The organism is Streptomyces sp. NBC_01341 (assembly GCF_035946055.1).
Lineage (GTDB): Bacteria > Actinomycetota > Actinomycetes > Streptomycetales > Streptomycetaceae > Streptomyces.
The window spans coordinates 5,101,962-5,113,982 of sequence record NZ_CP108364.1 but is presented as its reverse complement, the minus strand read 5'-3'; the positions used below and the strand labels follow the sequence as shown (position 1 = coordinate 5,113,982).

Here is a 12,021-nt window from a genome sequence, read left to right as displayed (position 1 = left end):
GGCGTCACCGAAAGAGCGGGTGAGGGCCGTGGGGGGCTTTGCCCGTTCGGCGGCGGTGAACGACGGTGCGGCTCCGTGCCCGGCAGGGGTAAGCGGGTGCGGCCCAGGGGTGGGGATCCCTGGGCCGCACCCCGGCGGCCGGCCCCCGATTTGCGCACCGAACGGTGAAAAGAAACAACGTTGAACGGTTCGCGATTCAATTGACGAAGCGGCGGCACCCCCGCACAGGGTGCCGCCGCTTCCGGGTAATCCGGCTCCGCCGTCGGATCGTCGAGGGTGTAAGTGATCCGACGGCGGCACCGGAGTCGCGTCGCTCCCCGCAGGGACTCAGCGACTGTCGCTGCCCCTGGATTCGGCGGCAGCGCGGCCCGCTTCCAGCCGGGCGACCGGAATGCGGAAGGGCGAGCAGGAGACGTAGTCCAGACCCACCTCGTGGAAGAAGTGCACCGACTCCGGGTCTCCGCCGTGCTCGCCGCAGATACCGAGCTTCAGGTCCGGGCGGGTGGCCCGGCCGGCCTCCACGGCGCTGCGCACGAGGGCGCCGACGCCGTCCTTGTCGATCGTCTCGAACGGCGACACCCCGAAGATGCCCTTCTCCAGGTACGCCGTGAAGAACGAGGCCTCCACGTCGTCGCGGGAGAAGCCCCACACCGTCTGCGTGAGGTCGTTCGTGCCGAACGAGAAGAACTCCGCGGCCTCGGCGATCTGACCGGCGGTCAGCGCGGCGCGGGGCAGCTCGATCATCGTGCCGATGCTCAGCTTCAGCTCCGTGCCGGTGGCCGCCTCGACCTCCGCGATGACCCGGTCGGCCTCCTCGCGGACGATCTCCAGCTCCTGGACGGTGCCGACGAGCGGGATCATGATCTCGGCCCGCGGGTCGCCCTTGGCGTTCTTGCGCTGCGCGGCCGCCTCGGCGATCGCGCGGACCTGCATCGCGAACAGCCCCGGGATGACCAGGCCCAGACGGACCCCGCGGAGCCCCAGCATCGGGTTCTGCTCGTGGAGCTTGTGCACGGCCTGCAGGAGGCGCAGGTCGTTCTCGTTGGCGTCCTTGCGGGACTCGGCGAGCGCGACGCGCACCGAGAGCTCCGTGATGTCGGGCAGGAACTCGTGCAGCGGCGGGTCGAGCAGCCGGACCGTGACGGGCAGCCCGTCCATGGACTCGAACAGCTCGATGAAGTCGGCCTTCTGGAGCGGCAGGAGCGCCTCCAGGGCGGCCTCACGCTCGTCGTCGGTGTCCGCGAGGATCAGCTTCTCGACCATCTCGCGGCGCTCACCGAGGAACATGTGCTCGGTGCGGCACAGGCCGATGCCCTGGGCGCCGAAGCGGCGGGCCCGTGCGGCGTCCTCGGCGTTGTCCGCGTTCGCCCGTACCCGCAGACGGCGTACGCGGTCGGCGTAGGCCATGATCCGGTGCACGGCGGCGACGAGCTCGTCGGCGTCGTCGGCGCCCGCGTGCATGCGGCCCTCGAAGTACTCGACCACCGGGGACGGCACGACGGGGACCTCACCGAGGTACACCTTGCCGGTGGAGCCGTCGACCGAGACGAGGTCACCCTCCTCGACGACGGTGTCCCCGACCGTGAGCCGGCGCCGCTTGGTGTCGACCTCGATCTCCTCCGCGCCGCACACGCAGGTCTTGCCCATGCCCCGGGCGACGACTGCGGCGTGCGAGGTCTTGCCGCCGCGCGAGGTCAGGATGCCCTCGGCGGCGATCATCCCGTCGAGGTCGTCGGGGTTGGTCTCCCGGCGGATGAGGATGACCTTCTCGCCGGACCGCGACCACTTGACGGCGGTGTACGAGTCGAAGACGGCCTTGCCCACGGCCGCGCCCGGGGAGGCGGCGATACCCCGGCCGAGCAGGACACTGGCGGCATCGTGGTCGAAGCGCGGGAACATCAGCTGTGCGAGCTGGGCACCGTTGACCCGCTGGAGCGCCTCGGCCTCGTCGATGAGGCCCTGGTCGACGAGCTGGGTGGCGATCCGGAAGGCGGCACCGGCGGTGCGCTTGCCGACCCGGGTCTGCAGCATCCAGAGCTGCCCGCGCTCGATGGTGAACTCGATGTCGCAGAGGTCCTTGTAGTGGGTCTCCAGCGTCTCCATGATCTTCATCAGCTGGTCGTACGACGCCTTGTCGATCGACTCCAGCTCCGCGAGCGCCACGGTGTTGCGGATGCCCGCGACGACGTCCTCCCCCTGCGCGTTCTGCAGGTAGTCGCCGTAGACACCCTGGTGGCCGCTGGCCGGGTCACGGGTGAAGGCGACGCCCGTGCCGGAGTCGGGCCCGAGGTTCCCGAAGACCATCGAACAGATGTTGACGGCGGTGCCGAGGTCGCCGGGGATGCGCTCCTGCCGGCGGTAGAGCTTGGCCCGGTCGGTGTTCCACGAGTCGAAGACCGCCTTTATGGCCAGGTCCATCTGCTCCCGGGGGTCCTGCGGGAAGTCGCGCCCGGCGTCCCGCTCGACGATCCTCTTGAACTCCTTGACCAGCTTCTTGAGGTCCGCCGCGTCGAGGTCCACGTCGACGGTGACGCCCTTGGCCTCCTTGGCGGCCTCCAGCGCCTCCTCGAAGAGCTCCCCGTCCACACCGAGCACGGTCTTGCCGAACATCTGGATGAGACGGCGGTAGGAGTCCCAGGCGAAGCGCTCGTCCCCGGCCTGCGCGGCGAGGCCGACGACGGAGGCGTCGGAGAGGCCGATGTTGAGGACCGTGTCCATCATCCCGGGCATCGAGAACTTGGCGCCGGAGCGGACCGAGACCAGCAGCGGGTCGTCGGCCTGGCCGAGCGTCTTGCCCATCCGCTTCTCGAGCGCCGCGAGGTGCGCACCCACCTCGTCGCGCAGCGGGGCCGGCTCGTCGCCGCTGTCGAGGTAGACCTTGCACGCCTCGGTGGTGATCGTGAAGCCCGGAGGGACGGGAAGCCCGAGGTTGGTCATCTCCGCGAGGTTGGCGCCCTTGCCACCCAGAAGATCTTTCAGATCCTTGTTGCCCTCGGTGAAGTCGTAGACGAACTTCTGGGGATCTTTGTTTTCCGACACGGGTCTCGACTCCTCGAGGACGCGGTGGCTGCCCTGACGGCGAGGAACATACCCAGATCGAAGGTGTCTGGGTACGGCCACTTGCGCGTCGTGAGGTCTCAACCACCCGTCCGCCAGCAGATCGAAAGTGGTGCGGTGCCACGGTCCGACGTCCGCGTGCATTCATCTCTTGAAGACAAGACCACCGAGCGTGCGCAAATTCCCGCGACATGAGCACGCAGAGTGCCGGATGACTTGATCGATCAAAGTAAAGTCGCCTGGCACCCAGTGCCGTCATTTGAGAAGTACAGCGTCAATCAAAGCGCTCATCTGAGCCAAACACTTCTCAGGGGTGGCGAGAATCACGCCCCAAGGCGCGCTCAGATGTCATCATCCGGACGCTCGCAGGGCCGGTGCACGTCACTCTGCGGCAACGGATCGCGCACGAGGAGTCAACTGACGGTGCTTACCGAGGGCGCGCTACACGCCCGCCGTCGATTTTTGACAGAAGTCGCCCGGAAAGCACAGGGCGGGCCCGCTCAATTGAGCGGGCCCGCCCTGGGGCACTCGGTGCCGCCGTAAGGGAGGCTGCGCTCAGCCGCCGGAGGTGTCCAGCTCCGCGTCGGCGCCCACACCCGCGCAGTCATAGGGGTCGTTGAGCCAGCCGTCCGGAAGGGCCACCCGGTTGTTGCCCGAGGTGCGCCCACGGGGCCCGTCCGCGCCGTCCGGCCACGGCTGGTCGAGGTCCAGGCGCTGGAGCTGCCCGGCCAGTTCCTCCAGCGTCGATGTGACCGCGAGGCACTTGCGCATCTCCGAGCCGACGGCGAAGCCCTTGAGGTACCAGGCCACGTGCTTGCGGAAGTCGATCACCCCGCGGCTCTCATCGCCCATCCACTCCCCCAGCAGCGTGGCGTGACGCACCATGACGCCGGCCACCTCGCGCAGGCTCGGCCTCTGCCTCGCGCCCGTGCCGTCGAAGGCGCCGGCCAGGTCACCGAAGAGCCAGGGCCGCCCGAGGCAGCCTCGGCCCACGACCACTCCGTCGCAGCCCGTCTCACGCATCATCCGCTGCGCGTCCTCGGCGCTCCAGACATCGCCGTTGCCGAGGACGGGGATCTCCGGAACGTGCTCCTTGAGCCGAGCGACGGCGTCCCAGTCGGCCGTGCCGCCGTAGTGCTGAGCGGTGGTCCTGCCGTGCAGGGCGACGGCGCTGATGCCCTCCTCGACCGCGATGCGGCCGGCGTCGAGGTAGGTCATGTGGTCGTCGTCGATGCCCTTGCGCATCTTGATCGTGACCGGGAGGTCGCCCGCCTGCGCGACGGCCTCGCGGAGGATCGCACGCAGCAGCGGCCGCTTGTACGGGAGCGCGGAGCCGCCGCCCTTGCGGGTGACCTTGGGGACCGGACAGCCGAAGTTGAGGTCGATGTGGTCCGCGAGGTCCTCGTCGACGATCATCCGGACCGCCTTGCCGACGATGGCCGGGTCCACTCCGTACAGCTGGATGGAGCGCAGCGTCTCGCTCGCGTCGAAGTGGATGAGCTGCATCGTCTTCTCGTTGCGCTCGACCAGGGCGCGTGTGGTGATCATCTCGCTGACGAACAGTCCCCTGCCCCCGGAGAACTCGCGGCAGAGCGTGCGGAAGGGAGCGTTGGTGATGCCCGCCATGGGGGCGAGCACGACCGGCGCCTGCACGGTGTGCGGGCCGATCCGGAGCGCGGGGGGAGCGGGAGCGAGCGTGGTCATGGCCCCATTGTCCCGTACTCGGCGCGGGGCCCGGATACCGCCCTTTACGGGGGCACGCGAGGCGGGCCCGGTCACCGAGGTGGTCCGGGCCCGCGCTCGTACGGGTGGCGAGGAGGTCAGCTCCCGGCCGGTGCGTCCCCGTCCGGGGCGGCACCGGCCGACGCGGCGCGCTCACGCATCTTGCGCACCAGCTCCTGCTTCTTGTCCTCGGCGTCCTTGCGGTCCTTGTCGCGCGCGGGACCGGCGCCCTGCTGTTCGGCGCGGGACAGCTTCTTGCGCTGTCCGCCCACACCGAGGAGGTTGTTGCGGCTCTTGGCCACGGGGTTCTCCCATTCGTGGTGAGAAGTGAGGTCCGGGGTGACCGGAGATCACCGGGGGATCGGTTCGATGGGTGACGGGCGGCGAGGGCCCGTCACACGCTCACTCGTAGATCTGGAAGAACGAGGACATGCCGAAAAGGTACCCCGGTCCGGCGGTCGCCCTCACCAGGTTTTTCCCGCGCGGTCCGGCGGCGCCCTCACCCCGGCGCGCGCCCGGCCCGGTTCACGCGGTCGGGTCGACCGTCGCCTGGTGGGCCTCGGTGAGGTGCTCCTCGGCCTTCAGCCAGGGCAGGAACTGCGCCCCCTTGCGCCATCCGCAGGTGCCGCAGGTCAGCTGCCGCTGCATCCCCGACTTCCGTACGTGGACGACGTGTTCGCGCCCGTGCTGGTCCCATCTGCTGACCTTGCTCGTGGTCATGGACGGCATCCTGGCCTCCCCTGTGGACGAGTTCGCCCAGTGTGCACGAAGCCCCCGGTTCCGTAGGCCGGAACCGGGGGCTTCGTCAGGGGTTCACCACACTCAGCAGCCCAGGAGGCGGGAGCCGAGGTAGCCCTGGATCTGGTCCAGGGAGACACGCTCCTGCTTCATGGTGTCGCGCTCGCGCACGGTCACCGCGTTGTCGTCGAGGGTGTCGAAGTCGACGGTGACGCAGAACGGCGTACCGATCTCGTCCTGACGGCGGTAGCGGCGGCCGATGGCGCCCGCGTCGTCGAACTCGATGTTCCAGTTCTGCCGCAGGTCCGCGGCGAGGCCCTTGGCCTTCGGCGACAGCTGCGCGTTGCGGGACAGCGGCAGGACGGCGACCTTGACCGGCGCCAGGCGCGGGTCGAGGCGCATCACGGCACGCTTCTCCATGACGCCCTTGGCGTTGGGCGCCTCGTCCTCGCTGTAGGCGTCGAGGAGGAAGGCCAGCATCGAGCGGCCGACACCGGCCGCCGGCTCGATGACGTAGGGCGTGTAGCGCTCGCCCTTCTCCTGGTCGAAGTAGACGAGGTCCGTGCCGGAGGCCTCGGAGTGCGCCTTGAGGTCGTAGTCGGTGCGGTTGGCGACGCCTTCCAGCTCGCCCCACTCGCTGCCGCCGAAGCGGAAGCGGTACTCGATGTCAGCGGTGCGCTTGGAGTAGTGGGAGAGCTTCTCCTTCGGGTGCTCGAACCACCGCATGTTCTCCTCGCGCAGGCCCAGGCCGGTGTACCAGTTCCAGCGCTGCTCCATCCAGTACTCCTGCCACTGCTCGTCCTCGCCCGGCTTGACGAAGAACTCCATCTCCATCTGCTCGAACTCGCGCGTGCGGAAGATGAAGTTGCCCGGAGTGATCTCGTTCCGGAAGGACTTGCCCATCTGCGCGATGCCGAACGGCGGCTTCTTGCGCGAGGTCTGCTGCACCTGGCCGAAGTTGGTGAAGATGCCCTGGGCGGTCTCGGGACGCAGGTAGGCGACCGAGCCGGTGTCCTGCGTGGGGCCGAGGTGGGTGGAGAGGAGCCCCGAGAACGCCTTGGGCTCGGTGAAGGTGCCCTTGTTGCCGCAGTTGGGGCAGTTGAGGTCGGCCAGGCCGTTGACGGGCGGCTTGCCGTGCTTCTCCTCGTACGCCTCCTCCAGGTGGTCGGCGCGGTAGCGCTTGTGACAGGAGGTGCACTCGGTGAGCGGGTCGGAGAACGTGGCGACGTGTCCGGAGGCGACCCAGACCTCGGGGGCAAGGATGACCGACGAGTCGAGACCGACCACGTCCTCGCGCGCGGTGACCATGTAGCGCCACCACTGGCGCTTGAGGTTCTCCTTCAGCTCGACGCCCAGGGGCCCGTAGTCCCAGGCGGCCTTCTGGCCGCCGTAGATCTCACTGCTGGGATAGACGAAGCCACGGCGCTTGCTCAGGCTGACGATGGTGTCGATCTTGTCGGCGGCCACGGTGCTCTCTTCATTACGACGGCGGAACTGGACAGGGGCGGCGCGGAGCGCCTCGCTGAGGGGATGTGCACGAGGCGGGCGGGCGAATGCCCCAGATTACCGGCGGGCGCACCCCCCGGATCAAATCGGTGGGGCGCATAGCGGTACCAGGGCTGCGATCCGGGCATCTCATCAGCCTTGTTGACAATCGTTTCCAGTTTTGTTGAAAATGACTGTCATGAACGTACGCCGCCTGATACCCACAGCCGCCGTCGCCGGAGCAGTCGCCCTCGGCCTCACCGCGCTCTCCGCCTGTTCCTCGTCCGACGCGGCCGAGGGAGGGAAAGACGGCAAGCTGGACGTGGTGGCGTCCTTCTACCCGATGCAGTTCCTCGCCGAGGAGATCGGCGGGACGCACGTCTCCGTCACCACCCTCACGAAGCCCGGCGCCGAGCCGCACGACCTGGAGCTCTCCCCCCGGCAGATCGGTGGCCTGAGCGACGCCGACTACATCCTGTTCCTCAAGGGCGTCCAGCCCGCCGTGGACGACGCGGTCGCGCAGGCCGGTGTGAAGAACACCGTGGACGCGTCGAAGCTGACCACGCTCGAGAGCCACGGCTCCGAGGTCGGCCACGACCACGGCCACGACGAGGGCGAGGAGCACGGCCACGAGGACACCGGCCTGGACCCGCACATCTGGCTGGACCCGGTGAAGTACGCCGAAGTGGCCAAGGGCGTCGGCAAGTCCCTGGAGAAGGCCGACCCCGGCAACGCCGCGGACTACCGCAAGAACACGGACACCCTGGTCGCCGAGCTGAACGAGCTGGACACGGCGTACAGGACCGGGCTGAAGGACGCCGCCACCAGGACGTTCATCACCACGCACTCCGCCTTCGGATACCTCGCCGAGCGCTACGGCCTCACCCAGGAGGGAATTGCCGGCATCGACCCCGAGGCAGAGCCCAGCCCGGCACGCATCGACGAGATCCACACAGCCGCCGAGAAGAGCCGGGCCACCACCGTGTTCTTCGAGACGCTCGCCAGCGACAGGACCGCGAAGACCCTGGCCAAGGACCTCGGCCTGAAGACCGGCGTCCTGGACCCGCTGGAGGGAATCACGGACAAGTCCGCGGGTGCTGACTACATCGAGGTCATGAAGTCCAACCTGACCGCGCTGCAGAAGGCGCTCGGCGCGAAGTGACCCACGAACTGCCCGTACCCGCAGCAGCACCGGAGGCGACCGTGCCCGAGCCGAGTACGCCCGAACCCGTGATCAGGATGTCCGGAGCGACGGCGACGCTCGGCGCGCGCCCCGTGCTGCGCGGCGTCGACCTCGCCGTCAACCGTGGCGAGGTCGTGGCGCTGCTCGGCGCCAACGGCTCCGGCAAGTCGACCGCCGTACGGTCCGTCATCGGCCAGGTTCCGCTGACCGGTGGCACCGTGGAGCTCTTCGGCACGCCGCTGCGGCGCTTCCGCCAGTGGGCCCGCATCGGTTACGTGCCGCAGCGCACCACGGCGGCCGGCGGTGTCCCGGCCACGATCCGCGAAGTCGTCGCCTCCGGGCGGCTGTCCCGCACGAGGCTCGGACTGCCCGGCCGGGCGGACCGGGCCGCGGTGGACCGTGCGATCGGGCTCGTCGGCCTCGGGGACCGTGCCAAGGACTCGGTGAACGCCCTCTCGGGAGGCCAGCACCAGCGGGTCCTGATCGCCCGCGCCCTCGCCTCCGAGCCCGAGGTGCTGATCATGGACGAGCCGATGGCGGGCGTCGACCTCGTCAGCCAGGAGATCCTCGCCACGACGCTGCGCGAGCAGGTCGCCGGCGGTGCCACGGTGCTGCTCGTCCTGCACGAGCTCGGGGCCCTGGAGCCCCTGATCGACCGGGCGATCGTCCTGCGCGACGGCTGCGTCATGCACGACGGTCCGCCCCCCCAGGCCACGGGCCAGCACGCCCTTCCCGGCCACGACCACGTACATCCCCACGCGGCCTCCGAGCCCGTCCGGACGGGACTGCTGACCTGATCATGCTGGAATTCCTGAACCCTCCCTTCATGCAGCGGGCCCTGCTCGCCGCGGTCCTGGTCGGGATCACCGCGCCCGCCATCGGCATCTACCTCGTCCAGCGCCGCCAGGCCCTGATGGGCGACGGCATCGGGCACGTGGCCCTGACGGGTGTCGGCCTCGGCTTCCTGCTCTCCGTCAGCCCCGTCTGGACGGCGACGCTCGTCGCCGTGGCCGGCTCGGTCGTGATGGAGCTGATCCGCTGGTACGGCCGCACCCGCGGCGACATCGCGCTGGCCATGCTGTTCTACGGCGGCATGGCGGGAGGCGTGATGCTGATCAACCTCTCGGACACCGGCTCCAACGCCAACCTGACGTCGTTCCTCTTCGGCTCCCTGTCGACGGTCTCCGAGGAGGACGTCACCGCGATCGTGGCGCTCGCCGCCTTCGTGGTGCTCGTGACGGTGGGGCTGCGGCGCCAGCTGTTCGCGGTCAGCCAGGACGAGGAGTTCGCCCGGGTGAGCGGCCTGCCGGTGCGCGCGCTCAACCTGCTGGTCGCGGTGACCGCCGCGATCACCGTCACCGTGGCGATGCGGGTCGTCGGCCTGCTGCTGGTCAGCGCCCTCATGGTGGTGCCGGTCGCCGCCGCGCAGCAGATCTCGAAGTCCTTCAAGGTGACGTTCGTGCTGGCCGTCGTCATCGGTACGGCGGTCACCCTGGCCGGCACCGTGACCTCCTACTACGAGGACGTGCCACCGGGCGCGACGATCGTGCTGATGGCCATCGCCGCCTTCGTCCTGCTCACCGCGCTCGCCACGCCGCTGGCACGCAGGCGTGCCAGAGCGAGCGAGGCCGAGGCGGCCCGGTGCACCCTTGAGGTACCGGCGGCCCGCCCGGCCAAGGACGACGTGCGGGTGTGACCGTGACCACGGAACGGGCTGGCACAATGGCCCGACACACGCACGGGCGACACGAGGAGGCAGCTGTGGCGACGGCGCCGATCAGTGGCACGAACGCGGCTCCGGTGCGCGGCCGGTCCACCCGGCAGCGGGCGGCGGTCGCGGCGGCGCTCGACGAGGTCGACGAGTTCCGCAGCGCCCAGGACCTGCACGACGTACTCAAGCACAGGGGCGACTCCGTCGGGCTGACCACCGTCTACCGCACCCTCCAGTCCCTCGCCGATGCCGGTGAGGTCGACGTGCTGCGCACCACGGACGGCGAGGCCGTCTACCGGCGGTGCTCGACGGGTGACCACCACCACCACCTGGTGTGCCGCGTCTGCGGGAAGGCCGTCGAGGTCGAGGGCCCGGCGGTGGAGCAGTGGGCCGAGACCATCGCCTCGCAGCACGGCTACGTGAACGTGGCCCACACGGTGGAGATCTTCGGGACCTGCGCGGACTGCGCGGGCGGCGCGAAGAAGTGAGTCCGGCGGGGCCCCGGCACCGGGGCCCCGCCGTGCCGTCTCAGCCCTCTGCGATCTCCTCGGCGCCTCCGAAGCGCCGGTCGCGCTTGGCGAATTCGAAGCAGGCGCGCCACAGGTCACGGCGGTCGAAGTCCGGCCACAGGACGTCCTGGAAGACCATCTCGGCGTACGCGCTCTGCCAGATCAGGTAGTTGGACGTGCGCTGCTCGCCGCTGGGACGCACGAAGAGGTCCACGTCCGGCATGTCCGGGTAGTAGATGTACTTCGCGAACGTCTTCTCGTTGACCTTCGACGGGTCGAGCTTCCCGGCCGCGACGTCCTGGGCGATGCGCTGCGCGGCGTCGGCGATCTCGGCCCGGCCGCCGTAGTTGACGCAGAAGTACAGCGTCATCCTGTCGTTGTCCTTGGTCTGCTCCTGGGCGACCTGGAGCTCCTGGACGACGGACTTCCACAGCTTGGGCATGCGCCCGACCCAGCGGATGCGGATGCCGAGTTCGTCCATCTCGTCGCGGCGGCGGCGGATGACGTCGCGGTTGAAGTTCATGAGGAACTTCACCTCGTCCGGCGAGCGCTTCCAGTTCTCCGTGGAGAACGCGTACAGCGAGAGGTTCTTGACGCCCATCTCGATGCAGCCCTTGAGGACGTCCATGACGACGCCCTCACCGACCTTGTGGCCCTCGGTGCGCGGGAGTCCCCGCTCCTTGGCCCAGCGGCCGTTCCCGTCCATCACGACGGCCACGTGCTTGGGCACGAGCTCACCGGGGATCTTCGGCGGGGTGGCGCCGGAGGGGTGCGGCTCGGGGGTCTTGTACTCACGCCGGTTACGGCCGCCGAGCATCCCGCGTACTGCCATGGGCTTCTCTCGTCTCCCTGTGTCACTTCTCTACGTACCGCAGCGAGCGCAGACCGCGCTCCAGATGCCAGTGCAGATAGGCGGACACGAGTCCGCTCCCCTCCCTGACATGACGCGCCTCGCACGCGTCCGCCGTCTCCCAGTCACCGGTGAGCAACGCGCTCAGCAGTTCGACGGCCTCCGCCGAGGGTACGACGCTGCCGGGTACCCGGCAGTCGGCGCATATGACGCCGCCCGCCGCGACGGAGAAGAACCGGTTCGGTCCGGGCATTCCGCACCTGGCGCAGGCGTCGAAGCTGGGGGCGTAGCCGTTGACGGCGAGCGAGCGCAGCAGGAACGCGTCCAGGATCAGGTTCGGTGCGTGCTCGCCGCGCGCGAGGGTCCTCAGGCCGCCGACCAGCAGCAGGTACTGCTGGACCGCCGGCTCGCCCTCGTGGTCCGTGAACCGCTCGGCGGTCTCCAGCATCGCGGTGCCGGCGGTGTAGCGGCCGTAGTCGGAGACGATCCCGCCACCGTACGGAGCGATCGTCTCGCTCTGGGTGCAGAGCGGGAGCCCCCGGCCGACGAGTTCGCTGCCGCGCGCGAAGAACTGCACGTCCACGTGGGAGAAGGGTTCGAGCCGCGCCCCGAACTTGGACTTGGTGCGGCGCACTCCGCGGGCCACGGCGCGCACCCGGCCGTGGCCGCGGGTCAGGATCGTGATGATCCGGTCGGCCTCGCCCAGCTTCTGTGTGCGCAGCACGACGCCGTCGTCCCGGAACAAGCTCATGCGCCCATTGTCGCC

11 protein-coding genes are annotated in these 12,021 nt (G+C 69.5%); 4 read left to right on the top strand and 7 right to left on the bottom strand.

Annotation, left to right across the window (positions count from 1 at the left end; translation table 11 throughout):
* Positions 1-327: 327 nt before the first annotated feature.
* From ppdK to OG206_RS22415, 5 genes are all read right to left on the bottom strand, one after another.
* A complete protein-coding gene (gene ppdK / locus OG206_RS22435) occupies positions 328-3,039 on the bottom strand; it encodes a pyruvate, phosphate dikinase (protein WP_327118857.1) in 2,712 nt (903 codons plus the stop codon).
* 573 nt (positions 3,040-3,612) lie between these two features.
* Positions 3,613-4,761, bottom strand: a complete 1,149-nt coding sequence (dusB, locus tag OG206_RS22430; RefSeq protein ID WP_327118855.1) for a tRNA dihydrouridine synthase DusB — start codon at positions 4,759-4,761, stop codon at positions 3,613-3,615.
* A gap of 116 nt (positions 4,762-4,877) precedes the next feature.
* The gene (locus OG206_RS22425) at positions 4,878-5,081 is read right to left on the bottom strand and encodes a DUF6243 family protein (RefSeq protein ID WP_327118853.1); all 204 of its coding nucleotides are present in this window, start codon (positions 5,079-5,081) and stop codon (positions 4,878-4,880) included.
* 223 nt (positions 5,082-5,304) lie between these two features.
* Positions 5,305-5,508: a hypothetical protein gene (locus OG206_RS22420; RefSeq protein WP_103513797.1), complete on the bottom strand. Its 204-nt coding sequence runs from the start codon at positions 5,506-5,508 to the stop codon at positions 5,305-5,307.
* A 93-nt stretch (positions 5,509-5,601) separates the two neighbouring features.
* Positions 5,602-6,984, bottom strand: a complete 1,383-nt coding sequence (locus tag OG206_RS22415; RefSeq protein WP_327118848.1) for a glycine--tRNA ligase — start codon at positions 6,982-6,984, stop codon at positions 5,602-5,604.
* A 217-nt stretch (positions 6,985-7,201) separates the two neighbouring features.
* Here OG206_RS22415 and OG206_RS22410 point away from each other — a divergent pair, with 217 nt between their 5' ends.
* The 4 genes from OG206_RS22410 to OG206_RS22395 all read left to right on the top strand — a co-directional run bounded on the left by OG206_RS22410 (position 7,202) and on the right by OG206_RS22395 (position 10,384).
* The gene (locus tag OG206_RS22410; RefSeq protein WP_327118846.1) at positions 7,202-8,164 is read left to right on the top strand and encodes a metal ABC transporter substrate-binding protein; all 963 of its coding nucleotides are present in this window, start codon (positions 7,202-7,204) and stop codon (positions 8,162-8,164) included.
* A 77-nt stretch (positions 8,165-8,241) separates the two neighbouring features.
* A complete protein-coding gene (locus tag OG206_RS22405) occupies positions 8,242-8,982 on the top strand; it encodes a metal ABC transporter ATP-binding protein (protein ID WP_327122362.1) in 741 nt (246 codons plus the stop codon).
* On the top strand, positions 8,982-9,881 hold the full coding sequence (locus tag OG206_RS22400; protein WP_327122361.1) for a metal ABC transporter permease: 900 nt from the start codon (positions 8,982-8,984) through the stop codon (positions 9,879-9,881). The genes OG206_RS22405 and OG206_RS22400 overlap by 1 nt, the downstream gene beginning before the upstream one ends.
* A gap of 65 nt (positions 9,882-9,946) precedes the next feature.
* On the top strand, positions 9,947-10,384 hold the full coding sequence (locus OG206_RS22395) for a Fur family transcriptional regulator (RefSeq protein ID WP_327118844.1): 438 nt from the start codon (positions 9,947-9,949) through the stop codon (positions 10,382-10,384).
* Positions 10,385-10,424: 40 nt separating this feature from the next.
* Here the strand turns inward: OG206_RS22395 and OG206_RS22390 are convergent, their stop codons facing one another.
* Together OG206_RS22390 and recO are read right to left on the bottom strand one after the other, a co-directional pair.
* Positions 10,425-11,237 carry an isoprenyl transferase gene (locus OG206_RS22390; RefSeq protein ID WP_327118842.1) on the bottom strand — a complete coding sequence of 271 codons (813 nt, stop codon included), beginning with the start codon at positions 11,235-11,237 and terminating at the stop codon, positions 10,425-10,427.
* Between the two features lie 22 nt (positions 11,238-11,259).
* Positions 11,260-12,006 (bottom strand): DNA repair protein RecO, encoded by a 747-nt coding sequence (gene recO / locus OG206_RS22385; protein ID WP_327118840.1) that lies wholly within the window; start codon positions 12,004-12,006, stop codon positions 11,260-11,262.
* Positions 12,007-12,021: the final 15 nt, after the last annotated feature.

Bases quoted from the DNA above. Each gene is read 5' to 3' on its own strand.
- dusB (WP_327118855.1), bottom strand. From the start codon at position 4,761: ATGACCACGCTCGCTCCCGCTCCCCCCGCGCTCCGGATCGGCCCGCAC.
- OG206_RS22420 (WP_103513797.1), bottom strand. From the start codon at position 5,508: ATGCCGTCCATGACCACGAGCAAGGTCAGCAGATGGGACCAGCACGGG.
- recO (WP_327118840.1), bottom strand. From the start codon at position 12,006: ATGAGCTTGTTCCGGGACGACGGCGTCGTGCTGCGCACACAGAAGCTG.
- OG206_RS22410 (WP_327118846.1), top strand. From the start codon at position 7,202: ATGAACGTACGCCGCCTGATACCCACAGCCGCCGTCGCCGGAGCAGTC.
- OG206_RS22390 (WP_327118842.1), bottom strand. From the start codon at position 11,237: ATGGCAGTACGCGGGATGCTCGGCGGCCGTAACCGGCGTGAGTACAAG.
- OG206_RS22405 (WP_327122362.1), top strand. From the start codon at position 8,242: ATGTCCGGAGCGACGGCGACGCTCGGCGCGCGCCCCGTGCTGCGCGGC.